The following is a 21050-nucleotide window of genomic DNA, read 5'->3' as shown; positions in this document are numbered from 1 at the left end:
TGCCGGCGACCGGAGACGTTCCGGAATCCCGGTGATGAGATGCCAGACCGGTGAAGGGATGGTGCGCGATCGCGGTCGCCGCCGCGGCGTGCGCGCCGATTCCGCTCCGCTTGGTGTCCAGATCGTCACCGGGATCCGCGGATTGTCGCGGGAACGACTGGATGCTCGCGGCGCGGGGTTGACCGGCAGCGGCCGGGGAGCCACATCTGCGTCTGTTCCAGGGAGATCCCCGGCAAGGGGCTGAGAAACCGCTGGCACGTCCGTCAGGACCTGCGGCGCGGAAATCCTTCGAACCTGATCCGGCTCATACCGGCGTAGGGATTGGACCGCGGCCGCCTGAAAGGCAGGCCACAGCTTCTCACCGAAGCGCACGGCCCGATCTCCGCGACGGCAATCCGCGGAGATGATTGTGCCCCTCGACCGACCCGCCTCACCGATCGGCCGCCGCCGCAACCCGGACGGCAGCGTCGCGCCGGCGACCCTTCCGGCGCGAACGGACGTCGCCGTGGTCGGCGGCGGGCTGATCGGGCTGTCGATCGCGTGGCGCCTCGCCCGGGCCGGCCGCGCCGTGACGGTGCTGGAGCGGGACACGATCGGGGCGGGCGCGAGCCTCGCGGCCACCGGCATGCTGGCCCCCGCCGCCGAGCACGAGCCGGGTTCCGATCCGCTGCTGCCGCTCGCCCTGGACTCGCTGCGGCTCTGGCCCGCGTTCCGCGACGCCCTGGAGGCCGAGTCCGGCCGGGCGATCGACTACCGCGCCGACGGCACCCTGGTGCTGGCGGTCGGCCGCGACGAGGTCGAGCGCCTGCGCTTCCGCTTCGACCTTCAGCGCCGCTCGGGGCTCGAGGCCACGTGGCTGCCGGGCAGCGAGGTCCGGCGCCTGGAGCCGGGCCTGCGCCCCTCCGTCACCGCCGGGATCCACTGCCCGCTCGACCATCAGGTCGATCCCCGTCTGGTCATGGACGCCCTCACCGAGGCCTGCCGCCGCGCCGGCGCGATCCTGGTTGAGCGGACCCCCGTCACCGCCCTGGACTGGTCGGGCGGCCGCGTGACCGAGATCCGCGCCGGCGACCGCGTCGTCGCGGCCGAGACCGTCGTCCTCGCCTCCGGCGCCTGGAGCGGGGAGGGCGGCCTGCTGCCCGACGCGCTCGCCCTTCCGGTCCGCCCGCTGAAGGGCCAGTCCCTGGCCCTGCGCACCACCGCCCGGACCGGTACCCTGGCGCGGATGGTCTGGACCGAGCAGGTCCACATGGCCCCGAAGAGCGACGGCCAGCTCGTCGTGGGCGCGACCGTGGAGGATTGCGGCTTCCGTCCCGGCGTCACCGCGGGCGGGCTCTACGCCCTGCTGGAGGGCGCCCGCCGGGTGCTGCCCGGCATCGAGGAGATGGAGGTGGAGGCTGTGTGGAGCGGCTACCGACCGACCTCGGACGACGACGCACCGATCCTCGACGCGATCGCCCCTGGCCTCGTCGCCGCCACCGGGCATCACCGCAACGGCTACCTGCTCGCCCCGGTCACCGCCGACGCGATTGCCGCGCTGGTGCTGCGCGGCGCGCTGCCGGAGGTGGCGCGTCCCTTCACCCGCGCGCGCTTCGGCCAGCCGGAAGCGCTGAGGGCCTCGGCATGAAACTCCTCGTCAACGGTGAGCCGCGCGACTGCGCGGTCGAGACGGTGGACGCCCTGTTCCGCCTGGAGGCGGAGGAGAGCGGCATCGAGAGCCCGCAGGGCGTCGCCATCGCGCTGAACGGCCGCGTTCTGCGCCGCCGGGACTGGGGCGAGACACCGGTCGCGGAGGGCGACCGGGTCGAGATCGTCCGCGCCATGCAGGGAGGTTGAGCATGGACCAGAGTCACTTGCCGCCGCGCCCCGAGGGCGGGGATGACAGCCTGACCATCGCCGGGGTGAGGCTGTCGTCCCGGCTGTTCATCGGCACCGCCGGCTACCCGACGCAGGCGATCATGCGCGACGCCGTCGCGGCGAGCGGCGCCGACGTGGTCACCGCCTCGATCCGCCGGGTCTCGCTGCAGGGCCACGGCTCGGACACGGTCAAGATCCTGAAGGGCAAGCGCTTCCTGCCGAACACCGCCGGCTGCGAGACGGCCCGGGACGCGATCATGACCGCCGAGCTCGCCCGCGAGGCGCTCGACACCAACTGGATCAAGGTCGAGGTGATCGGCGACCGCGAGACGCTCTACCCGGACGTGATGGAGCTGATCGAGGCCTGCCGCCATCTCGTGGACGACGGCTTCGTCGTGCTGCCCTACTGCAACGACGACCCGATCGTGTGCCAGCGCCTGGAGGATCTCGGCTGCGCCGCGGTGATGCCCATGGGCTCGCTGATCGGCTCCGGGATGGGTGTCGCCAATCCGGCCAACTTGGAGCTGATCTGCCGCCGGGCGACGGTGCCGGTGGTGGTCGATGCCGGCATCGGCACCGCATCGGACGCGGTGATCGCCATGGAGCTCGGCGTCTCCGCCTGCCTCATCAACACCGCCGTGGCCAAGGCCGACGATCCGGTGCGGATGGCTCGCGCCATGGGCCGGGCCGTGGAGGCCGGGCGCGACGCCTACCTCGCCGGGCGGATCCCCCGCCGCGGCCGGGCCGAGCCGTCGAGCCCGCAGCTCGGCCTCGTCGGCTCGTGAGGGCGCTGCCGTCGCCGCTGCTCGCGGTGACGGACCGGCACGGGCATCCGCGGCCCCTCGCCGAGACCGTGCAGGCGGTCCTCGACGGCGGCGGGCGCTGGATCTGGTTCCGCGACCGGGACCTGGAGGCGGATGCCCGCCTGCGCCTCGGCGCGCGCGTGGCCGAGCGCGTGCGGGCCGCGAACGGCGTCCTGACGATCGGAGGCGATGTCGCGCTCGCGCGCGCCCTCGGTGCCGACGGCGTGCATCTCGGCGGCGGCTCGGGACCGGAGACCGTCGCGGCGGCGCGGGCGGCACTCGGTCCGCTCGCGCTGATCGGCGTCTCGGCCCACGCGCCGCGCGAGGCTGCGGCTGCCGCGCAGGCCGGCGCCGATTACGTGACCCTCAGCCCGATCTACACGACCGCGAGCAAGCCCGGCTACGGGCCGGCGCTCGGGTCCGAGGGGATCGCCGCCGCGCGGGCGGCGGGCCTGCCGATCGTGGCCCTGGGCGGTGTCGGGCCCGAGATGATCGGGGCCTGTCGCGCGGCGGGGGCGGCGGGTCTTGCCGTCATGGGCGGCCTGATGCGGGCCGCGGATCCGGCCGAGGCGACGCGGGCGCTTCTGGAAGCCTGGGGCGTCGCGGAGTCTTCAGCGGCTCGGACAGCCACGTAGAAATCTGCCCCCGTCCCGGCGAGCGCAGCGGAGTAAGACGGCCGATGCTGTAATTGCCCTAGGCGTTGGACGGTCCGTAGGGCGGGCGCGGGATCGCCCGGTGCGCCGCGCGCAGCGCAGCCGACCAGCGCTCGCGCAGATCGTGGAAGTAGCCCTCGCCGGCCTCGATCCGGTGGTTCACCTCGAGCGTCAGCGCGTTCCGGCGAGCGACCGCGATGTCGATCGGCAGGCCGACGCCCAGATTGGAGCGCATGGTCGAATCCATCGAGACCAGGCTCACCTTGAGGGCGTCGTAGAGGTCGGTCGTGTACTTCACGGCGCGGTCGAGGATCGGCTTGCCGTACTTGTGCTCACCGATCTGGAGGAACGGCGCGTCGGTGCTGCACTCGATGAAGTTGCCGGCGGAGTAGATCAGGTACAGCCGCATCTCGCCGGTGCCGATCTGGCCGCCGAACAGCAGCGAGATCGAGAACCGGATATTGGCCGCCTCGAACCCGTCCTTCTCGATGGCGCGCACCCGCCGGATGGCCCGGCCGATCAGCTGCGCCGCCTGGAACATGGTCGGCGCCTCGACGAGCTTCTGCGGCGGCTCACCCTCCTCCTCACCGGGCACGCCCTCTTGGAGCAGGCTGAGCACCGACTGGGTGATCGAGAGGTTGCCCGCGGAGGCGAGCATCATCACCCGCTCGCCCGGCACGTTGAAATGGTGGAGCTTGCGGTAGGTCGAGATGTCGTCGAGCCCCGCATTGGTGCGGGTATCGGCGACCATGACCAGCCCTTCCTCCACCAGGACACCGACGCAGTAGGTCATCGTTTTCGGGCTCTCGTGCGGTCGGCGGACCGGGGTCGGGACGGTCAGGATTGAGCGGCGGCCCTGCCTTGCTCGACCCGGAGCTTCACGTCCAGTGTCTCGGTGCCACCGCCGGTCCGGCTGCCGCGGATCGGCGCCGCCCCGAGATAGTCCAGGCCGGTGGCGACGCGGATGTAGTTGTCCGTCGGGCTGACATCGTAGCACGGGTCGAACGCCACCCAGCCGAGATCCGGCACCAGGGCCTCGACCCAGCCGTGGGGCGCCTCGACATCCGCCTGCCCGTCCTCCCGGGCCCGGTAGCCGGCGACGTAGCGCGCCGGGATGCCGATGTGGCGGGCGGCGGCGATGAGCACGTGGGCGAGATCCTGGCAGATCCCGCGGCCCGCCGCGAACGCCTTGCCGGCCGGCACCGCGCCGCTCGCGGGACCGGGCTCGTGGGCCACAGCACCGTGGACAGCCCCCATCAGCCGGTGGAGTCGGGCCAAGGTCGCACCGTCGTCCTCGGCGGCGACGCGCTCCGCGAAGGCGTGCAACTCCGGGCTCGCGGCGCACAGGTCCGTGTCGCGTAGGTAGAACTCGTCCGGCAGGCGCTCCACCGTGCCACGCACGACGCCGTGCGTGTCGTCGGTGTCGACCTCGCCGGTGACCCGGATGGTCAGGGCGTCGGCCGGCTCGTCCGGGGTGAACCAGTGGACGACGTTGCCGAACCCGTCCTCGCGGGCGGTCAGCCGCCCGTCGACGGTGGTGTCGATCCGCCACCCACGGACGTACTGCCCATCATGGTCGCGCGGCGTCAGCCGCAGGACCTGCACGAGCCCGCGGGCGGGCTGCTCGTACGTGTAGATGGTCTCGTGAACCACGCGGATGCGCATGCGCCGTCCTGTCCGTCCTGTTCAGCCGACCAGATACTGCTTCGCGATCGCCTCGCCCACCTTGTTGTTCTCGGCGATGAACGCCTCGACGAACTCGTGCAGCCCGGTGGCGAAGACCCGGTCGATATCCTCGCCCTCCAGCTTCGCCAACATGTTTCCGGCGAGGCGCTGGCTCGGGCCCCGGCGGCCGTAGGCGTCGGCGATCAGGTCGAGATACTCGACGATCACGCCGTAGCAGTTCGCGAAGGAGCGCGGCATCTGCTTGTTGAGCATCAGGAGGTCGGCCACCAGCAGCGGCTTGATGCTCTCCCGGTAGACCCAGTGGTAGGCGTTGAACGCCGACACTTCGCGCAGGATCGTGGTCCACTGGAAGTAGTCGAGGCTGCCGCCCACCGTCTCGTCGTGCGGCAGCAGGATCTGGTACTTCACGTCGAGGATGCGGGCGGTGTTGTCCGCCCGCTCGATCGCCGTGCCGAGCCGGGTGAACCAGAAGGCGTCGTTGCGCAGCATCGTCCGGAACGCCGAGCCGTCGAAGGTCAGCGAGACGGTCTTCACCCAGTCGAGGAAGCGGCCGAACTCGTCGCGGTTCAGGTCCTTGCCGGCGTAGTTGCGCAGCTCCAGCCACGCGCCGTTGATCGCGTCCCACATCTCGGTGGTGAGCGCCGTGCGCACCGAGCGGGCATTCTCGCGGGCCGCCTCGATGCAGGAGCGGATCGAGGAGGGGTTGTGCGGGCTGAAGGCCAGGAAGTCGCAGACCGTGTCGGCGTTGATCGCGCTGTAATGGGTCTTGAACGCGTCGGGGTCGCCGGCCGAGGCGAGGGCCGATTCCCACTCGTTGCTCCCGCCGCCGCCGTAGCTCGTCGGCAGCGACGCGAATCGGTGCGCCGCGTCGAGGATGCGGGCGACGAAGTCGGCGCGCTCGACGTAGCGGGAGAGCCAGAAGAGGTTGTCGGCAGTCCTGGAGAGCATCGGTCTTCAGCCAAGTCGTGCGGACCACGGTGTCCGCGCCTCGGAACGTCCGGATATCGCGGAGCTCAGGCGTCGAGCACCCAGGTATCCTTGGTGCCACCGCCCTGGCTGGAATTGACCACCAGGGAGCCTTCCTTCAGCGCCACCCGGGTCAGGCCGCCCGGAACGATGCGGATCTTGTCGGCCCCGCACAGCACGAAGGGCCGCAGGTCGACGTGGCGGGGCGCGACGCCCGAGGCCACGAAGGTCGGGCAGGTGGAGAGCGACAGGGTCGGCTGGGCGATGAACCCGTCCGGGGCGTGCTTGAGCTTCTTGGCGAAGTCGTCGAGCTCGCGCTTGCTGGCATGCGGCCCGACCAGCATCCCGTAGCCGCCCGAGCCGTTGACCTCCTTCACCACCAGGTCGGACAGGTTGTCCATCACGTACGCGAACGCGTCCTTCTCGCGGCACCGATAGGTCGGCACGTTGTGCAGGATCGGCTCCTCGCCGGTGAAGAACTTCACGATCTCCGGCATGTAGCTGTAGACCGCCTTGTCGTCCGAGATGCCGGTCCCGACCGCGTTGGCGAGGGTGACCGAGCCGCGCTCGTAGGCGTTCATCAGGCCGGGCACGCCGAGCACCGAGTCCGGGCGGAAGACCAGCGGGTCGAGGAAGTCGTCGTCGAGGCGGCGGTAGATGACGTCGACCTTCCGCGGCCCCTCGGTGGTGCGCATGTAGACGACGTCGTCCTTGGTGAAGAGGTCGGACGCCTCCACCAGCTCGACGCCGAGCTTGTCGGCCAGGAACGAGTGCTCGTAGAACGCGGAATTGTAGCGTCCGGGGGTCAGCAGCACGACGGTCGGGTCCCGGGTCGCCGAGCCCGGCGCGAGGCTGCGCAGGGTGGCGAGCAGGGCGTCCGGGTAGTTCTCCACCGGCGCGACCCGGTGCTTGGAGAACAGGTCCGGGAACAGGCGTAGCATCACCTCCCGGTTCTCCAGCATGTAGGAGACGCCCGACGGGATGCGGGCGTTGTCCTCCAGCACGAAGAAGTCGTTCTCGCCGGTCCGGACGATGTCGATGCCGGCGATGTGCACGTAGAGGTCGTGCGGCACGCGGAAGGACCGCATCTCCATGCGGTAATGGGCGTTGCGGTAGACGAGGTCGGCCGGGATGATGCCGGCCTTGATGCATTCCTGGGCGCCGTAGATGTCCTTGAGGAACAGGTTGATGGCGGTGACCCGCTGCGTCAGCCCGCGCTCCAGGAAGGCCCATTCCGGCTTGGTGATCACCCGGGGGATGATGTCGAACGGGATCAGCCGCTCGGTCGACTCGTTGTCGCCGTAGACCGCGAAGGTGATGCCGATCCGGCGGAACAGCAGCTCGGCCTGGCTGCGGCGGGTGTTGAAATGCTCGGGCGGCGTGGAGTCGAGCCAAGCCTTGAGCTGGCCGTAGGCGTCGCGGACGGCCGCCGGATCGGCCGCGCCGATCCCGTTCATCTCGTCGAAGGCCGTCACCGCCATCTCGCTCCTCCCGTACGCTCCCGCTCTTGAGGCAAGAGGCGCGCCACCCGATCATGGCTATATCCGCGGGCGATAACGCTCAAGGAGGCCGGAGGATCAGATCAACTTCAGGCCTTTCAGGCTGGCGTGACCGTTTCGGCCGAGGATCACGTGGTCGTGGACCACGATCTTGAGCGGCGCCAGGACGGCCACGATCTCGCGGGTCATCGCCACGTCGGCCGCCGACGGGGCCGGGTCGCCGGACGGGTGGTTGTGGGCCAGGATGATGGCCGTCGCCGACAGTTCGAGCGCCCGTCGGGCGACCTCGCGCGGGTAGACCGGCGTGTGGTCGACTGTGCCGCGTCCCTGCACCTCGTCGGCGATGAGGTGGTTGCGCTTGTCGAGAAAGAGGACGCGGAACTCCTCGCGCGGGGCGAACGCCATGGTGGCGCGCAGGTACTCGTGCAGGGCGCTCCACGAGCCCAGGAGCGCGCGCTCGCGGATCGCGCCCCGGGCCAGCCGCCGCGCCGCGGCCTCGATCACCTTGAGGTCGGACGCGACCCCGCCGCTCACGCCCTCCACCTCCATGAGCCGCGCCGGCTCGGCGCTGACCACCTCGGCGAAGCTGCCGAACCGGGCGACCAGCGCCTTGGCGAGGGGCTTCACGTCGCGCCGGGGAATCGCCCGGAACAGGACGAGCTCCAGCAGCTCGTAATCGGGCAGCGCGTCGGGCCCCGCGGCGGAGAACTTCTCCCGCAGGCGGTCGCGATGACCGTGGTAGTGCGGCGTCTCCTTCTCGACCGGCGACGGGGTGGCGCTGTCGGCGAACAGCCCCGCCTCACCGTCGTCCTGCCGCTCGGGCACGGCCGGTCAGGCGGCCGGGTTGACGGGCTGGTGCAGCCCCTTCGGCGAGATCGTGAAGATCTCGACGCCGGTCTCGGTGACACCGACCGTGTGCTCGAACTGGGCGGAGAGCGAGCGATCGCGGGTCACGGCGGTCCAGCCGTCGCCCAGGACCTTCACGGCGGGCCGGCCCAGATTGATCATCGGCTCGATCGTGAAGAACTGGCCGGGTTTGAACGGCACGTCGTAGCTGGCCTCGACGTAGTGCAGGATCGTGGGCGCGTCGTGGTAGGTGCGCCCGAGGCCGTGGCCGCAGAAATCGCGCACCACCGAGCAGCGCTCGCCCTCGGCGTAGGACTGGATCGCCCGGCCGATGTCGTTGGTCGATCCGCCGGGCTTCACGACGGCGACGCCCCGCATCAGCGCCTCGTAGGTGATCTCGCACAGGCGCTGGGCCTTGCGCGGCACCTCGCCGACATAGGCCATCCGGCTCGAATCACCGTGCCAGCCGTCGAGGATCAGGCAGATGTCGAGGTTGACGATGTCGCCCTCGCGCAGCGGCTTGTCGTTGGGGATGCCGTGGCAGACCACGTGGTTGATCGAGGTGCAGATCGACTTCGGATAGCCGCGGTAGAGCAGCGAGGCCGGATAGGCGCCGTGGTCCATGGCGAAGGTGTAGGCGAGCCTGTCGAGTTCCTCGGTGGTGACGCCGGGCTGCGTCGCCTCCATCAGCAGGTCGAGGGCCTCGGCGGTGAGCCGCCCCGCCCGGCGCATGCCCTCGAAGCCCTCGGGACCGTGGATCGGCGGTTCCGGGGCGCGGCGCGCACCCTGCGCACTGGCCTGTTCCTGCTGCATGATCGGGACTTTTTTCGCGGCGGCGTCAATCGGGCTTCGCCCTATGTACGGCGCGGGGCTCGGGAGTCCAAGCCGCATCGGTCGTAGGTCGGGCGAGGCTTGCGCCGGTCGCGGGGCTGGCGGCATAAGCGGCCGCGAGACGCCCGGGAGCGCGCTGGCAGATTCGCCGCGCGGTCGGTCGCGGGGCAGGCGAGGGCCGGATGGCAGGCAAGGCGGTACCGCACTTCCACAACGAGCCGGGCGTGCCGGTGATCACCGTGGGCGTGAAGGAGTTCATGTGCATCGGCGCGCTGCCGCCGTTCGACCACCCGCACGTGTTCCTCGACATGGGCGCCGACAGCGAGATCATCTGCCAGTACTGCTCGACGCTCTACCGCTACCGGGCCGGCCTGAAGGCCGACGAGGCGGAGCCGCAGGCCTGCGTGTGGCGGGACGACGCCAAGGTCGCGGCGGAGTAGGCGCCGCCCACCGTGCCTTCTGGCAGTCCATCACTGCGGATCGGGATCGTCGGGGCCGGGATCGGCGGCCTGACGGCGGCGCTGGCACTGTCGGATGCCGGCCACGCCGTCACGGTGATCGAGCGCCGGACCGGCTTCAGCGAGGTCGGGGCCGGGATCCAGATCTCGCCCAACGCGAGCCGGGTTCTGGCGGGCCTCGGGCTCTCGGCGGCCCTGCGCCGGGCGGCGAGCGAGCCGCCGGCGGTCGAGGTGCGGGCCCTGGACAGCGGCCGCCGCATCGGCGGCGTGGCGCTCGGCGCGCAGGCGCAGAGCCGCTTCGGCGCGCCCTACTACGTGATCCACCGCGCCGACCTGCAGACGCTGCTGCTCGACGCGCTCCGGAGCCGCTCGATTATCCGCCTGATGATGGGGCGCACCGTCACGGCCGTGTCCCAGACGACGTCCGAGGCCGTCCTCACCGTCGAGGGCGCGAGCGGGGCCCAACCGGTCGCCTTCGACCTCGCGATCGGCGCGGACGGGCTGAGGTCCCGGCTGCGCGCGCATCTCGATTCGGCGCCGCTCCGCCCGGGTCAGGCCGCGGCGTGGCGCGCGCTCATCCCGATGGAGGCGGTCCCGCAGGACCTGCGCGGCGGCGCCACCGGCCTGTGGCTCGGCCGCGGCCGGCACGTGGTGCATTACCCGGTGCGGGACGGCCAGTTCCTCAACGTGGTGGCGGTGGTGCCCGAGGCGGTGGGCGACGAGGGCTGGGGCCGGCTCGGGGAGCCGGCCGTGCTGCGCGGGCACCTGCGCGGCAGCGCCGCGCCGCTGCGCGATCTCCTGAGCCTGCCGGATTCCTGGCTGGTCTGGTCGCTCGCCGACCGGGCCGTGGCGCGCCCGCTCGCCCGCGACCGGCTCGCGCTGATCGGCGATGCCGGCCACCCGGTGCTGCCCTATCTCGCGCAGGGGGCCGCCCTGGCGATCGAGGACGCCGCGGTCCTCACGCGCGCCCTCGCGGACAACGCCGACGTTCCGGCCGCGCTCGCGGCGTATTCGGGCGCGCGGACCGCACGGGTGCGACGGGTTCAGAAAGCGGCGCGGAGCAACGGCCGGACCTACCACGCCGGCGGCGTGGTGGCGTTCCTGCGCGACGCCGTGATGGCCCGTCTCGGCCCGGACGGCATGCGCGACCGCTACGCCTGGCTGTATGGCTGGACGCCCCCCGCTTGATCGGACCCGCCGCCCCCGCTACCGAGGGTGCATGCGGACGTGGCGGAACCGGTAGACGCACGAGACTTAAAATCTTGCGGCCGCGAGGCCGTGCGGGTTCGAGTCCCGCCGTCCGCACCAGCACGCAGCGCGACGCCGGACCGGGATGCCGGAGGGGAATGGCGTGGTCTACGTGCTCATCATCATGCTCGCCGGCTCGGGCTCCGCGATCGGATCGGTCGAGTTCAACACGAAACAGGCCTGCGAGGCCGCCGCGAAGCAGATCGCCGAGGCGGAGCGGCCCTACGGCGGCGCCTCTCCGGTGACCGTGTGCGCGCCGAAGGGGTGAGGCGGACGCGGCGGCCGTCGCTCGGGATGGATCGCATTTGAGCGATCGCCGAAACCGGCCCTTGTCGTGTCCCTGCCAGAGTGGCGGCGGGGAGATTCCGGTATGATCGACGCCCTTCAGACCGCCGCGACCGGCATGACCCGGGCCACCGACCGGCTCGGGAGAGCGGCCGAGACCATCGCGGCGAGCGGCGCGCCCACCGGCGACACGGCTCTGCCGCCGGCCGCGCAGGTGGACCTGTCGGGGGCCGCGCTGGACCTCATCGGGTCGCGGTCGGCCTTCGCGCTGAACGCCGCTGTGGCGCGCTCCGCCGACCGCATGATGGGTCAGCTCCTCGACGTCACCGCCTGAGAGCGGGGAGGGCGAGTCCGGCCAGGATCGCGGCCGCCGCGAAGAGCAGGGCCACGCCGACGAGGCGGTAGGCCACGACCCCCACCACACCGCCCGCCAGGAAGGCGCCGACGGTCAGCAGGTACAGCCGCAGCCGCTCCGGATCGTGGGGCTTGAGTGGATCCGCGCCGGGCGTCCCGCGGTCCAGCCAGCGCGCGAGCTCGATGCCGATGTCGGTGATCATGCCGGTCACGTGCGTGGTCCGCACCCGCGATTCGGAGATCTTGGTCACGGCCGCGTTCTGAAGGCCCAGGACGAAGCTCAGGCCGAGTACCAGGGCGTGGCTCCGCGCCGGCTCGTGGAGCGGCAGCACGACCAGGCCGACGCCTACGAGGAGGATCGCCTCCGCGCAGACCCCGTAGGCGTAGGCGCCCGGTCGGTGCCCGCGGCGGCGGCGGCGGATCAGCAGCGTCGCGGTGGCGGCGCCGAGCACGAACAGGACGACGAGCAGACCGGCCTGCAGGGCGAGGAGCAGGTCGCCCGTGCCGGTCCTGTCCGAGATGGCCGAGACGTTCCCGGTCATGTTCGAGGCGTAGAGGCCCACCGCGTAGAAGCCGGCGGTGTTCAGCGCGCCGGCCACCCCGGCGAGGGAGAGGGCGAGCGCCCTGTCGGCCTCGGGGGTGCGCGTCTCGCCTTCGTGGACCAGCATGGACCCGTCGATGACCCGTCGGTGGGGTGCCGAGAACCCGATTCGGTCGGCGCCGCCACCGTCTTAAGCCACGCGCCCGGGCGCCGTCACGGCGCCGGGCGCAACCCCCGGCTCACCAGCCGCGATAGCCGTAGCCGCCCTCGTAATCCCCGCCCCAGTGGCGGGCGGGGCCGTAGCCGACCGGGACCCGCTCGTAGGTCACGGTCCGGCGGGTGGCGTAGACCGGCGCGTCCTCCTCGTAGACGCGGTAGACCGGGGGCCGCCGCACGACCACGGGAGCCGGGGCGTAGCCGTAATCCGCGTATCCGTAGCCGTAGCCGGGCGCCGCGTGGGCCTGGGTCGCGGCGCCGATCAGGGCGCCGGCCGCGAGGCCGCCGATGATGCCGGCCGCGATGGCGCCGCCGCCGCGGGCCTCGGCGGCGGTGGAGGCCAGGGTGCCCGCGCCGATCAGCGCGGCGGCCGAGAGCAGAGCGATGCGTGTCATGACCTGTCTCCGGTGAGTGCGGGGAGCGCCTGCGGCGCCCCGGATCACACAAGGGACAATGCCGCGCCCGCGCTGCACCGATGCTGAAGCCGGCCTGCAGCCACGGTTCAGCTTGCCGGTCCGGCCTCCATGTCGGGGGCGGTGCGGATGTAGCCTCGGGAGATCAGGCGACTGCGCTCGCGCGTGCGCCGCTCGGCCTCCATCAGGTCGGACAGGGCGTCGGCGATCGCGCAGCGCAGGGCGATCCCGGCATCGCCGCCCGCGAAGCCGAGATACGCGGTGCTGATCGCCTCGACGGGGCATACGTGATCGTCGCGCTGGGCCAGGACCTGGGTCAGCATCGGGTTCTCCTTCGTCGCGTCCGGGAACGAAAAGAGAACAAGCCATAAGGGTTAACGTTCCGTCAACGGCGGCCGGGCCGGCCGCGCGTGACCGGCCAAACCCTGTGGACAACGCTGTTTCCGCTGCCGGACGACTGTGGATAAGCCGGCTCACTCGGGCATGCGCGGCAGCGGCTTGCCGTCGGCGGGAATGGGGTAGCGGGCCGCGTTCAGCTCCATCGCCAGGAACGTGTAGTAGCCCGAGATCGCCGCCAGATCGACGACGCCGGGCTTGCCGAACCGGGCCTCGGCGCGGGCGAAGGTCGCGTCGGAGACGCGCTTCGTGTCCTGGAGCTCGGCGGTGAAATCGTACACGAGGGTCTCGTCGTCGCTCATCTTCGCCGGCCGGCGGCCGTCGCGGATCGCCGCGATGATGTCGGCGGAGATGCCGGCCTTCTCGGCGATCGGCGCGTGGACGTACCACTCGTAGTCCTGCGTCCAGCGGCGGGCGGTCATCAGGATCACCAGCTCCGAGAGCGTGGTGCCGATCTTCGGCTTGAAGCGGAGGTAGTCGCCCATCGACCGGGCGAGCGTCATCACCTCCGGCGAGTACATGAGCGGCTCGAACGGCCCGAAGGGCGGCTTGCCGCGCGCCTGCGCGAAGGCCTCGGCCGCCTGCTTCTGCTCGGGCGTGTAGTCCTGGGGCGGGATGGTCGGCAGCCGGTCCTGCGCCCGCGCCGCCACCGTCGCCAGCGGGGTCGCCAGCGGCAGGGCCAGGGCGAGGGCGGCCAGAGTCAGCGCGCGGCGGCGGAGGGTCATCGTTTCGCTCCCGTTGGATCTGTGCAGTCGCGCCGCACGATCGCGGCGGCGCCGCGCGGCCACCAGGGCCCGGGGCGGCAAGCCCGTGTCGAATCGCGCGCGGCGTCACGGGAATGCCGGACGCGTCGCGGTCCCGGGCCCGGCGCGGTTGCGCTCGGCGCCGCACCGCGCCATCAGCGGCCGCGATGGCCGGTCCCGCACCCGTGCTGCCGATCGAGGCGGCGCTCCCAGATCTGCGCCGCGCGCTCGCCGCGCGGAACGCCGCCGTCCTGGTGGCGCCCCCCGGCGCCGGCAAGACGACGCGCGTGCCCCTCGACCTACTCGCGGCGCCCTGGCTCGACGGGCGCAAGATCGTCCTGCTGGAGCCGCGCCGCCTCGCGGCCCGGGCCGCCGCCGCGCGGATGGCCCAGACTTTGGGCGAACCGGTCGGCGGCGCGGTCGGCCTGCGGGTCCGCCTCGGCTCGAAGATCTCGGGCCGCACGCGGATCGAGGTGGTCACCGAGGGTGTCTTCACCCGGATGATCCTGGACGATCCGGAACTCTCCGGGATCGGCGCCGTCCTGTTCGACGAGTTCCACGAGCGCTCCCTCGACGCCGATCTCGGCCTCGCGCTGGCGCTCGACGCGCAGGGCGGCCTGCGGGAAGACTTGCGGATCCTCGTCATGTCGGCGACCCTCGACGGCGCCCGGGTCGCGCGGCTGATGGGCGACGCCCCGGTCGTGGCCTCCGAGGGCCGCGCCTTTCCGGTGGAGACCCGCTACGCTGAGCGCGATCCGAACCGGCGGATCGAGGACTCGGTCGCCGAGGTCACCTTGCGCGCCCTGCGGGCGGATCCGGGCTCGATCCTGGTGTTCCTGCCCGGGCAGGCCGAGATCCGCCGGACCGCCGACCTGCTGGCCGAGAAGGTCAACCCCGACGTGCAGCTCGCGCCCCTCTACGGCGCGCTGACGCCCGCCGAGCAGGACCGCGCCGTCGCGCCGGCGCCCGCCGGCACCCGGAAGGTCGTCCTCGCGACCAGCATCGCCGAGACCTCCCTCACCATCGAGGGCGTCCGGATCGTGGTCGATTCGGGGCTGGCGCGGGTTCCGGTCTACGAGCCGGGCCTCGGCCTGACCCGACTGGTCACGGCCCGCGCCTCCCGCGCCTCGGTGGACCAGCGCCGGGGCCGCGCCGGCCGCACCGAGCCCGGCCTATGCTGGCGGCTCTGGTCCGAGGCCGGCACCAACGCCCTGGAGCCGTTCACGCGGCCCGAGATCCTGTCGGCCGACCTCGCCGGGCTGCTCCTCGACTGCGCCGCCTGGGGCGTGACCGACCCGGGCGCGCTCGCCTTCCTCGACCCGCCGCCGGCGCCGGCCCTGGCGGAGGCCCGCGCCCTGCTGAGTGAGCTGGGCGCCCTCGACGCCGACGGCCGCCTGACGCCGGTCGGCGCGCGCCTGCGGGCGCTGCCGCTGCCGCCGCGGCTCGCCCGGATGGTGACGGTCGCGGCCGGTACCGGCCAGGCGCGGGCCGCCGCCGACCTCGCCGCCGTGCTGGTCGAGCGCGGCCTCGGCGGCGACGGGGCCGACCTCGACGACCGGGTCGAGCGCTTCCGCCGCGACCGGGGCGGGCGCGCCGCCGACATGCGCCGGCTCGCCGAGGGCTGGGCCCGGATCGCCGGGGCCGGCGGGTCGGCGAGTCCGGATGCCGGCCCGGCCGCCGCCGGGCCGCTCCTGGCGCTCGCCTACCCCGACCGGGTCGCCCGGGCGCGCGGCCGCGAGGGCGAGTTCGTGATGGCGAGCGGTCGGGCCGGGCGCCTCGACCCGGCGAGCCCGCTCGCCCGCGAGACCCATCTGGTGGTCGCCGACCTCGCCGGCTCGGCCGGGAACGCCCGGATCCTGGCCGCGGCGGCGATCGGCACCGAGGCGATCGAGCGCCTGTTCGCGGACCAGATCGAGTCGCGCACCGAGATCGCCTTCGATCCGCAGGCGGCCGCCCTGCGGGCGCGGGCGGTCCGGCGGCTCGGCGCGGTCAGTCTCGGGTCACGGACGCTGCCGGTGCCGCCCGATACGGACAGCGCCGCGATCCTGGCGCGCGGCATCGCCGATCTCGGGATCGACCGATTGCCGTGGACGCCGGCCCTGGCGCAGTGGCGGGCCCGGGTGACCTTCTTACACGCCGCCGACGGCGCGGCCTGGCCCGACCTGTCGGACGACGCCCTGGCCCGCACGGCGGAGACGTGGCTGGCGCCCGCCGTGGTGGGGCGCGCCGCCCTGGCGTCGGTCACGGCGAGCGACCTCGCGGACGCCCTCCAGGCCCTGCTGCCCTGGGACCTGCGCGCCCGACTCGACGCGGAGGCGCCGACTCATGTCGAGGTGCCGACCGGCTCGCGCATCCCGGTCGATTACACGGCCGAGGAGCCGGCGCTGGCGGTCCGGGTGCAGGAGCTGTTCGGCCTCGACCGGCATCCCAGGGCCGGCGGGCGCCCGCTGGTCCTGCACCTGCTGTCGCCGGCGCAGCGACCGATCCAGATCACCCGGGACCTGCCGGGTTTCTGGCGCGGATCCTGGGCGGCCGTGCGGTCCGAGATGCGCGGGCGCTACCCGCGCCATCCCTGGCCGGAGGACCCGCTCAGCGAGGCCCCGACCCGCCGGGCCAAGCCCCGGGGAACCTGACAGCCGACCTCCGAGACCCCGACACGAACGGACCCGACGCGATGACGACCGACACGGATGCCCACGACCCCGCCGCCCACGACCCCGCCGAAGGCTGGACTCTGGTGGAGGACAAGGGCTTCATCGCCCATGTCGAGCCGCTGCGCGTCCGCGGCGCGGACGGCGCCTACGCGTTCCGGGCCGATCAGAAGCACGCCAACCTGATCGGCGTGGTCCACGGCGGCATGCTGATGAGCTTCGCCGACCGCGCCCTCGGCGAGACCGCGATGCGCGCCGCCGGGGGCGCCAACTGCGTGACCATCCAGCTGGAGATGAAGTTCATCGATGTCGGCCGACTCGGCGACTGGATCGAGATCCGGCCGCAGGTCGTCAAGCGCACGGGCTCCCTGGTGTTCATGCGCGGCGACGTCCGCGACGGCACACGTCTCCTCGCCTCGGCGGACGGCGTCTGGAAGATCCTGAGGCGCCGTCCCGATTGACCCGCGCAGGACGACGGTCCTAACCTGCCCGGGCGCATCGCGGCGCAGAGGCCCGATGTGCGGGGGAGGATCGCATGCGACCGTCGCCGACCGACGCATCCGGGATCGCGGCTGAACGCGGGTCCGCCCCGCGATCCCGGCGCACGATCCTCGCGGGCCTGGGGGCCCTGGCCGTCACTGCCGGCGACGCGGCGGCCCGACCGGAACCGCCCAGCACGGTGACGAGCCCGCCGCGCGACTTCCGGCCTGGCGCCGCCCCGACCACCTACTTCACCGATCCGGACATCGTCACGGTCGACCCGGCGTTCGAGCCCTACATCGTGCCCAACAGCGCCATCCGCCGGCTCTGGACCGGCGCCCTCTGGGCGGAGGGACCGGCCTGGAACTCGGTCGGCCGTTACCTCGTCTGGAGCGACATCCCGAACAACCGGCAGATGCGCTGGCTGGAGGAGGACGGGCACGTCTCCACCTTCCGGATGCCGAGCAACAACTCCAACGGCAACAGCTTCGATCGCCAGGGGCGACAGCTTACCTGCGAGCACGCCACCGGGCGGGTCGTCCGCTACGAGCTCGACGGCTCGGCGACGGTCCTGGCCGATTCGTTCGAGGGCAAGCCGCTCAACTCGCCCAACGACGTCATCCAGCACCCGGACGGCGCCTACTGGTTCTCCGATCCGCCCTACGGGGCGCTTCTCTACGAGGGCCTGCCCGACGTCGCCGGCGGCCCGAGCAACCGGCAGGGCCATCTCGATCCGCGGCTCGGCCAGCCCGCCGGGACCGTCCCGCGGCGACGCGAGCTCCCGAACGCGGTCTACCGCATCGACCCGTCCGGCCGGGTCGACCGGGTTCTGACCGACGACGAGGTGCCCGACCCCAACGGCCTGTGCTTCTCGCCCGATCACCGGACGCTCTACGTCTGCTCCACCGGCAAGGGTCCCGGGGATACCGGACCCGGCGGCAAGGGCGAGATCTATGCCTTCGACGTCGGGGCCGGGGCGGCGCTCTCGAACAAGCGCCTCTTCTCGGACTGCGTCGTCGACGGGGTGAAATGCGGGCCCGACGGCCTGCGGACCGACGTCGACGGCAATCTCTGGGTGTCGAGCAATGCCGGCCGGGCCGTGGGCTACAACGGCGTCACCGTCTGGACGCCCCAGGGCAAGCTCATCGGTCGGATCCGCCTGCCGGAAGTGTGCGGGAATCTGACCTTCGGCGGCCCCAAGCGCAACCGCCTGTTCATGGCGGCGAGCCAGTCGCTCTACGCCCTGACGGTGAATACCCAGGGCGCCGGGCCGGCCTAGGATCGCGAACCTGCGATCCGGGACGGAACCGGCGCCGATCCTCCTCTCGGCCATGGCTGACCGGGCATCGCGACGCTATCTGTCACGGGCATGAGCGAGGATCCCGCCCCCGACCCGACCTTGAGCCGCCTCAGCGCGGCCCTCGGGGATCTGCCGAAGCGCGGGCTGCCGCCGGTGGAGCGGTGGGACCCACCCTATTGCGGCGCCATCGACATCCGCATCGCCGCGGACGGGACGTGGTTCCACAACGGTTCGCCGATCCGACGGGACAAGCTGGTCAAGCTGTTCGCCACCATCCTGCGGCGCGAGCCGGACGGCCGGACCGTCCTGGTCACGCCGGTGGAGAGCGTGGGCATCACCGTGGACGACGCGGCCTTCGTGGCCGTCGAGATGGCGGTGGACGGGAGCGGGACGGACCGGCGGGTCTCGTTCCGGACCAACGTCGACGACCTGGTGAGCGTCGACGCCGAGCACGCCCTCCGCTTCGAGGAGGCGCCGGACGGGGCGCTGAAGCCCTACCTCCATGTCCGCCGCGGGCTGTGGGCGCTCGTGACCCGCGCGCTCACCTACGACCTCGTGGACCTCGCCGAGGAGCGTCTGGTCGACGGGAAGCCCTGGCTGGGCCTGTGGGCCGGCGGCGCCTTCCACACGATCGCGCCGGTCGCCGCCGCGTGAGCGACCCGCTCGCCGACTTCCTCGCCCGCGCCGCCGCCGGCCTGTCGCCGGACCCGCCCGGACCGGACGATCCGACCTCCAATCCCCGGGGCGACCACAGCCTCGATCCGGACGGGACGGCCGTGATCCCGCCGCCGCCGCACCGCCGGGCCGCCGTCCTCGTGCCGGTCGTGCCGCGCGCGGACGGTCCGACCCTGATCCTGACGATGCGGGCCGCCAACCTGCGCGACCATTCCGGGCAGGTGGCGCTGCCGGGGGGCAAGATCGATCCCTCCGATCCCGGGCCTGCGGACGCGGCCCTGCGGGAGGCCTACGAGGAGATCGGGCTGCCGCCCGAGGCGGTGCGGTTCCTCGGCTATCTCGACCCGTACCTCTCGGGCACCGGCTTCCTCGTGACCCCGGTCATCGGCCTGGTCGATCCCGGCGCGGTCCTGACGCCGAACCCGGACGAGGTGGCCGACGTCTTCGAGGTGCCGCTCCCGTTCCTCATGGATCCGGAGCGCTACCGCCTGCGCTCCCGCGCGTGGCAGGGCCGCGAGCGCTGGTTCTACGCCCTGACCTTCGGCGAGCGGCTGATCTGGGGCGTCACCGCCGGGATCCTGAACAATCTGCGGGAACGGCTCTACCCGGAGGCGGCGCCGGGCGACGCCGACCGCGCAGCGCGTTAGGCTGACCGCATGCTCCGCCGCATCCTCGAAGAGTTCGGCCTCTTCCTCATCCCCTTCGCGCTGTTCCTCGTCTACCTGCTGCTGTCCGGCCGCAATCCCCTGCGCCGGGTGCACTGGGACGCGCACCTGTTCCGCTTGGTCCTGGCCGGGCTGGCGGTGGTGATCGGCACCCTCGTCTACGAGGGCCTGTTCTCGGAGCGCCGCCCCGGGGGCTACGTGCCGACCCACATGGAGAACGGCCGCCTCGTCCCCGGCGGTTTCCGGTGAGCCGCGCCCTCGATCCGGCGGGGCTGGCGGCCCTGCTCGAACGCCCGGGCGTGCGCCGCGTCCTCGCGGCCCTGGACGCGCCGGGCGCGGAGACCCGGCTGATCGGCGGCTGCGTCCGCGACGCACTCCTCGGCGCACCGACCGCCGACATCGACATGGCGACGACGCACCGGCCCGAGGCGGTGATGCGGGCGGCGCAGCGAGCGCCTGGCCTCAAGGCGGTGCCGACCGGCATCGAGCACGGCACCATCACGCTGGTGACCGAGGACGGGCCGATCGAGGTCACGACCCTGCGCGAGGACGTCGAGACCAACGGGCGGCACGCGGTCGTCCGCTTCGGCATCGACTTCCGCCGCGACGCCGAGCGCCGGGACTTCACCGTCAACGCGCTCTCCCTCGGTGCAGACGGAACCCTGCACGACCCGGTGGGCGGCAGGCCCGACCTCGCGGCCGGGCGGGTGCGCTTCATCGGCGACCCCACGACCCGGATCCGCGAGGACGCGCTGCGGCTCCTGCGCTTCTTCCGCTTCCATGCGCGGTTCGGCGCCGGGGCGCCCGACGCCGCGGCCCTGGCGGCCTGCGTGGCCGCGCGTGACAGCCTGGACCGGCTCTCTCGCGAGCGCGTACGCGCGGAATTCCTGAAGCTGCTCGCGGCCCCCGGCGGCGCGGCCATGGTGACGACGCTGAGCACGACCGGGCTGCTGCCGCGGATCACCGGCGGCGTCGGGGAGCTCGGGCGGCTGGAACGGGCCGCAGCCGCGGGCCTGCCTCCGGTGACGCGCCTCGCGGCCCTCGCCGTCGGCGCCCGGCACGACGCCGACCGGCTGCGCGAGCGGCTGCGCCTGTCGAAGAACGAGCACGGGCAGCTGCTCGGCTACGCCGCGGCGCTGGCCGATCTCCACGGATGCGCGGTGCTGGACGCGGTCGCGGCGCGGGCCCTGGCGGCGGAGCACGGCCTGTCGTGCCTGGCCGACGCGCTGGCGATCCTGGCCGGAGAGCCGCGGCCCGCCGTGACGGAGGCGGCGCGGGCGGCCCTGCGGGCCCTGGAGGGGGAGGGGGCGTCGCCGGCCTTTCCCCTGGCGGGGGCAGATCTCGTCGCGGCCGGTGTCGCGCCGGGGCCCGGGATCGGTCGCGGGTTGGCCGCGGCGCGGAGGATCTGGCTGGAGCGGGGCTGCCCGACGGACGCGGCAGCGCGGGCCGACCTGCTGGCGCGGGCGCTGGAGAGCGCCCGCTGA

Annotated in this window: 25 protein-coding genes, 1 tRNA gene and 1 riboswitch; of the genes, 16 read left to right on the top strand and 10 right to left on the bottom strand. The window is 72.9% G+C overall.

The window, feature by feature from the left end; translation table 11 throughout:
- The first annotated feature begins 210 nt into the window (after positions 1–210).
- Positions 211–339, top strand: a riboswitch (TPP riboswitch).
- Between the two features lie 64 nt (positions 340–403).
- Genes thiO through ACX9MN_RS02940 form a run of 4 tightly spaced genes read left to right on the top strand, consistent with a single transcriptional unit; the run spans position 404 to position 3295 of the window.
- Positions 404–1627 (top strand): glycine oxidase ThiO, encoded by a 1224-nt coding sequence (thiO, locus tag ACX9MN_RS02955; RefSeq protein ID WP_489723656.1) that lies wholly within the window; start codon positions 404–406, stop codon positions 1625–1627.
- On the top strand, positions 1624–1836 hold the full coding sequence (thiS, locus tag ACX9MN_RS02950; RefSeq protein ID WP_103985296.1) for a sulfur carrier protein ThiS: 213 nt from the start codon (positions 1624–1626) through the stop codon (positions 1834–1836). The genes thiO and thiS overlap by 4 nt, the downstream gene beginning before the upstream one ends.
- 2 nt (positions 1837–1838) lie before the next feature.
- Positions 1839–2642 carry a thiazole synthase gene (locus tag ACX9MN_RS02945; RefSeq protein WP_489723655.1) on the top strand — a complete coding sequence of 268 codons (804 nt, stop codon included), beginning with the start codon at positions 1839–1841 and terminating at the stop codon, positions 2640–2642.
- Positions 2639–3295 carry a thiamine phosphate synthase gene (locus ACX9MN_RS02940; protein WP_489723654.1) on the top strand — a complete coding sequence of 219 codons (657 nt, stop codon included), beginning with the start codon at positions 2639–2641 and terminating at the stop codon, positions 3293–3295. The genes ACX9MN_RS02945 and ACX9MN_RS02940 overlap by 4 nt, the downstream gene beginning before the upstream one ends.
- A 58-nt stretch (positions 3296–3353) precedes the next feature.
- Here the strand turns inward: ACX9MN_RS02940 and ACX9MN_RS02935 are convergent, their stop codons facing one another.
- The 6 genes from ACX9MN_RS02935 to map all read right to left on the bottom strand — a co-directional run bounded on the left by ACX9MN_RS02935 (position 3354) and on the right by map (position 9123).
- Positions 3354–4106 carry a proteasome-type protease gene (locus tag ACX9MN_RS02935; RefSeq protein WP_020093523.1) on the bottom strand — a complete coding sequence of 251 codons (753 nt, stop codon included), beginning with the start codon at positions 4104–4106 and terminating at the stop codon, positions 3354–3356.
- A gap of 44 nt (positions 4107–4150) precedes the next feature.
- Entirely contained in the window at positions 4151–4978 is an 828-nt protein-coding gene (locus ACX9MN_RS02930) for a transglutaminase family protein (protein ID WP_020093522.1), read from the bottom strand.
- 21 nt (positions 4979–4999) lie between these two features.
- Positions 5000–5947: an alpha-E domain-containing protein gene (locus ACX9MN_RS02925; RefSeq protein WP_020093521.1), complete on the bottom strand. Its 948-nt coding sequence runs from the start codon at positions 5945–5947 to the stop codon at positions 5000–5002.
- Positions 5948–6012: 65 nt separating this feature from the next.
- Positions 6013–7446 carry a circularly permuted type 2 ATP-grasp protein gene (locus tag ACX9MN_RS02920; RefSeq protein ID WP_020093520.1) on the bottom strand — a complete coding sequence of 478 codons (1434 nt, stop codon included), beginning with the start codon at positions 7444–7446 and terminating at the stop codon, positions 6013–6015.
- A gap of 96 nt (positions 7447–7542) precedes the next feature.
- A complete protein-coding gene (gene radC / locus ACX9MN_RS02915; RefSeq protein WP_091680120.1) occupies positions 7543–8289 on the bottom strand; it encodes a RadC family protein in 747 nt (248 codons plus the stop codon).
- A gap of 6 nt (positions 8290–8295) precedes the next feature.
- Complete coding sequence (gene map, locus ACX9MN_RS02910) at positions 8296–9123, bottom strand: type I methionyl aminopeptidase (RefSeq protein WP_489723653.1); 828 nt, start codon at positions 9121–9123, stop codon at positions 8296–8298.
- A gap of 200 nt (positions 9124–9323) precedes the next feature.
- Here map and ACX9MN_RS02905 point away from each other — a divergent pair, with 200 nt between their 5' ends.
- The 5 genes from ACX9MN_RS02905 to ACX9MN_RS02885 all read left to right on the top strand — a co-directional run bounded on the left by ACX9MN_RS02905 (position 9324) and on the right by ACX9MN_RS02885 (position 11466).
- Entirely contained in the window at positions 9324–9581 is a 258-nt protein-coding gene (locus ACX9MN_RS02905) for a zinc-finger domain-containing protein (protein ID WP_020093518.1), read from the top strand.
- A gap of 12 nt (positions 9582–9593) precedes the next feature.
- Positions 9594–10787, top strand: a complete 1194-nt coding sequence (locus tag ACX9MN_RS02900; RefSeq protein WP_489723652.1) for an FAD-dependent monooxygenase — start codon at positions 9594–9596, stop codon at positions 10785–10787.
- Positions 10788–10820: 33 nt separating this feature from the next.
- Positions 10821–10907, top strand: a tRNA-Leu gene (locus ACX9MN_RS02895).
- Positions 10908–10932: 25 nt separating this feature from the next.
- Positions 10933–11115 (top strand): hypothetical protein, encoded by a 183-nt coding sequence (locus ACX9MN_RS02890; RefSeq protein WP_020093516.1) that lies wholly within the window; start codon positions 10933–10935, stop codon positions 11113–11115.
- 102 nt (positions 11116–11217) lie between these two features.
- The gene (locus tag ACX9MN_RS02885; protein WP_091977090.1) at positions 11218–11466 is read left to right on the top strand and encodes a flagellar protein; all 249 of its coding nucleotides are present in this window, start codon (positions 11218–11220) and stop codon (positions 11464–11466) included.
- Here ACX9MN_RS02885 and ACX9MN_RS02880 read toward each other — a convergent pair.
- The 4 genes from ACX9MN_RS02880 to ACX9MN_RS02865 form a co-directional block, all read right to left on the bottom strand.
- Complete coding sequence (locus ACX9MN_RS02880) at positions 11456–12154, bottom strand: YoaK family protein (protein WP_489723651.1); 699 nt, start codon at positions 12152–12154, stop codon at positions 11456–11458. The two genes, ACX9MN_RS02885 and ACX9MN_RS02880, sit on opposite strands and share 11 nt — an antisense overlap.
- A 112-nt stretch (positions 12155–12266) precedes the next feature.
- A complete protein-coding gene (locus tag ACX9MN_RS02875; RefSeq protein WP_020093513.1) occupies positions 12267–12638 on the bottom strand; it encodes a hypothetical protein in 372 nt (123 codons plus the stop codon).
- Between the two features lie 107 nt (positions 12639–12745).
- Complete coding sequence (locus ACX9MN_RS02870; protein ID WP_056522462.1) at positions 12746–12979, bottom strand: hypothetical protein; 234 nt, start codon at positions 12977–12979, stop codon at positions 12746–12748.
- Positions 12980–13129: 150 nt separating this feature from the next.
- Positions 13130–13777, bottom strand: a complete 648-nt coding sequence (locus tag ACX9MN_RS02865) for a carboxymuconolactone decarboxylase family protein (RefSeq protein ID WP_020093511.1) — start codon at positions 13775–13777, stop codon at positions 13130–13132.
- 185 nt (positions 13778–13962) lie between these two features.
- On the opposite strand from ACX9MN_RS02865, the gene hrpB reads away from it, so the two are divergent.
- From hrpB to ACX9MN_RS02830, 7 genes are all read left to right on the top strand, one after another.
- The gene (gene hrpB / locus ACX9MN_RS02860; protein WP_489723650.1) at positions 13963–16428 is read left to right on the top strand and encodes an ATP-dependent helicase HrpB; all 2466 of its coding nucleotides are present in this window, start codon (positions 13963–13965) and stop codon (positions 16426–16428) included.
- A 41-nt stretch (positions 16429–16469) separates the two neighbouring features.
- The gene (locus ACX9MN_RS02855) at positions 16470–16907 is read left to right on the top strand and encodes a PaaI family thioesterase (protein ID WP_489723649.1); all 438 of its coding nucleotides are present in this window, start codon (positions 16470–16472) and stop codon (positions 16905–16907) included.
- Positions 16908–16981: 74 nt separating this feature from the next.
- Positions 16982–18205, top strand: coding sequence for an SMP-30/gluconolactonase/LRE family protein (locus ACX9MN_RS02850; protein ID WP_489723648.1), 1224 nt, complete (start codon positions 16982–16984; stop codon positions 18203–18205).
- A 90-nt stretch (positions 18206–18295) separates the two neighbouring features.
- Positions 18296–18880, top strand: a complete 585-nt coding sequence (locus ACX9MN_RS02845) for a DUF1285 domain-containing protein (protein WP_489723647.1) — start codon at positions 18296–18298, stop codon at positions 18878–18880.
- On the top strand, positions 18877–19548 hold the full coding sequence (locus tag ACX9MN_RS02840; RefSeq protein WP_056522483.1) for a CoA pyrophosphatase: 672 nt from the start codon (positions 18877–18879) through the stop codon (positions 19546–19548). The genes ACX9MN_RS02845 and ACX9MN_RS02840 overlap by 4 nt, the downstream gene beginning before the upstream one ends.
- A gap of 9 nt (positions 19549–19557) precedes the next feature.
- Complete coding sequence (locus ACX9MN_RS02835) at positions 19558–19815, top strand: DUF6111 family protein (protein ID WP_020093505.1); 258 nt, start codon at positions 19558–19560, stop codon at positions 19813–19815.
- The gene (locus ACX9MN_RS02830) at positions 19812–21050 is read left to right on the top strand and encodes a CCA tRNA nucleotidyltransferase (RefSeq protein WP_489723646.1); all 1239 of its coding nucleotides are present in this window, start codon (positions 19812–19814) and stop codon (positions 21048–21050) included. The genes ACX9MN_RS02835 and ACX9MN_RS02830 overlap by 4 nt, the downstream gene beginning before the upstream one ends.

This window comes from Methylobacterium sp. 1A, assembly GCF_058072805.1.
The sequence above is the reverse complement of the archived record's forward strand: the minus strand, read 5'-3'. Positions and strand labels throughout refer to the sequence as shown.